Consider the following 1875-nt stretch of genomic DNA (forward strand, 5'->3'; position numbering starts at 1 on the left):
CTCACGCACCACATCGGCCCCGGCGGCTCACGTTGGTGGCAAGGCGCCCTGGCCGTGCTGGGCCTGTTGATGCTGCTCAGCTCCTGCGGCGGTGGCGGCGTCGGTGAAGGCGGCACAGGCTCTTTTGCCTCGGGGCCGATTTCGGGCTTCGGCTCGGTGCACGTGGGCGGCATCCGCTTCGACGACAGCAGCATCGAATCGGTGGCCGTGGAGGACGAGGCCAGCCCCGTGCCGCCGTCGGCGCTGCGGCCGGGCATGGTCGTGGCGATCGACGCCGGGGAGATCCGCACCGATGCCGCCGGCGTGCGGCGCGCGGTGGCGCAGCGCATCGTGCTGGCGGGATCGCTGCGCGGGCCGGTGACCGATGTGCAGTGGTCTGAGCGCCAACTGCGCGTGCTGGGGCTGCCGGTGCGCTTCAATGCAGCCACCGTGTTCGACGACCGGTTGCGCGAGCTGATCCGCGAGTCGGGCCGGATCCTCGACCAGGTCGTGGAAGTCTGGGGTTATGTGGACCGCTCCGGCGTCGTGCCGCAGTTCGTTGCCACCTACATGGCGTCGGCGGCCGCAGCCCCCACGTACAAGGCCCGCGGCTTCGTGCGCGAGGTGAACGACGAGCTCGTGCGGCTCGGCGATCAATGGTTCGACTTCTCCGGCGTGAGCGGCCGCCCTGCGGTGGGCGACTTCGTGTGGCTGCGCGTGCCGCCCGGCAGCGGGATGGCGGCATGGCCGGTGCAGGCCTGGGCCACCATCGACCGTTCCGATTTCACCGAAGGCCGCCGGCTGACGATCGAGGGCTTGGTGACGGCGATGGACGATGCGCGCCACTTCCGCGTCGACGGCCTGCCAGTGGTGGCCGAACAGGCCGTCTCCGGCTTGGCCCTGGGCCGCTATGTCGGGGTCGAGGGCACCTGGCGCGCCAGGGCCCTGCGCGCCGACGAGGTCGAGATCAAGGACGATGACGAGCGCCTCAGCGAGTGGGAAGGCACGGTGTCGCAGCTCGATGCAGTGCTGCGTCAGTTCACGCTGAGCACCGACGGGGGCCGCAGCGTCCTCGTCACGTACGACGCGAGCACCGTGTTCGAGGGCGGCAGCGTCGGCGATCTGGGCCCGGGCGACCGCGTGGAGGTCAAGGGCGTGCTGCGTGACGGCGCCCTGCAAGCCCGGGAGATCGAGTTCGACGACTGAATCGCGCCCCACCGCCTGGGGCGGGTGTGGGGCTCAGCCCCTCACCAGGTCGCGGTAGTAGTTGGGCAGCGCAAACAGCGCGCGGTGCACGTCGCCGTTGTAATAGCGCAGCCCGGCGATGCCGCGCTGGGCCAGACGGTGCTCGACCTCGGCCGGCTCCAGCGCCGCCGGATCCAGGGTGTCGGAGGCACAAGCCATGCCCCAGTACGTGCCGTACAGGGGCACATACAGGCCGAAGGGCCGCACGATCGCAAACACGCTTCGCAGCGAGGCGGTGAGCTGGTGCACGCGATCAGGCGTGAAGATCGGCGAGCCGATGTGCAGGGTGACGGCCCCGCCCGGCCGCAGCAACTGCTTCACCCGGGCAAAGAACTCGCGGGTGTAGAGCGGTTGGGCGGGGGTGTCGGGATCGGTGAGATCGAGCACCACGAGGTCGAAGCGCTCGCCGTCGGGGCGCGCGGCCTGCTCGGCCACGAAGGCCGCCCCATCGCCGATGCGCAGCACGAGCCGCGGATCGTCCAGCGCCCCCCGGTGAATGGACGGCAGGTGCTTGCGCGCCATGTCCACCACGTCGCCGTCCAGCTCGGCCAGCACCAGCCGTTCCACGCCGGGGTGCTTGAACATCTCCTCGGCCGAGCCGCCGTCACCACCGCCCACCACCAGCACCGAGCGGGGCTGCGCGTGCGCGAT

Annotated in this window: 1 protein-coding gene and 1 pseudogene; one reads left to right on the plus strand and one right to left on the minus strand. The window is 71.0% G+C overall.

Translation table 11 applies throughout. The features are described 5' to 3' along the window. Positions 1-1185: DUF5666 domain-containing protein (locus ACK42S_RS17820; protein WP_409710775.1), on the plus strand; the 1185-nt coding region annotated here is incomplete at its 5' end. Between the two features lie 33 nt (positions 1186-1218). On the opposite strand, the pseudogene ACK42S_RS17825 reads toward ACK42S_RS17820, so the two are convergent. After that, positions 1219-1875 (minus strand): annotated as a pseudogene (locus ACK42S_RS17825) (polyamine aminopropyltransferase); the annotation flags it as partial.

Source organism: Caldimonas sp. (assembly GCF_046289365.1).
In the GTDB taxonomy this organism is placed as follows: Bacteria; Pseudomonadota; Gammaproteobacteria; order Burkholderiales; family Burkholderiaceae_C; genus Caldimonas.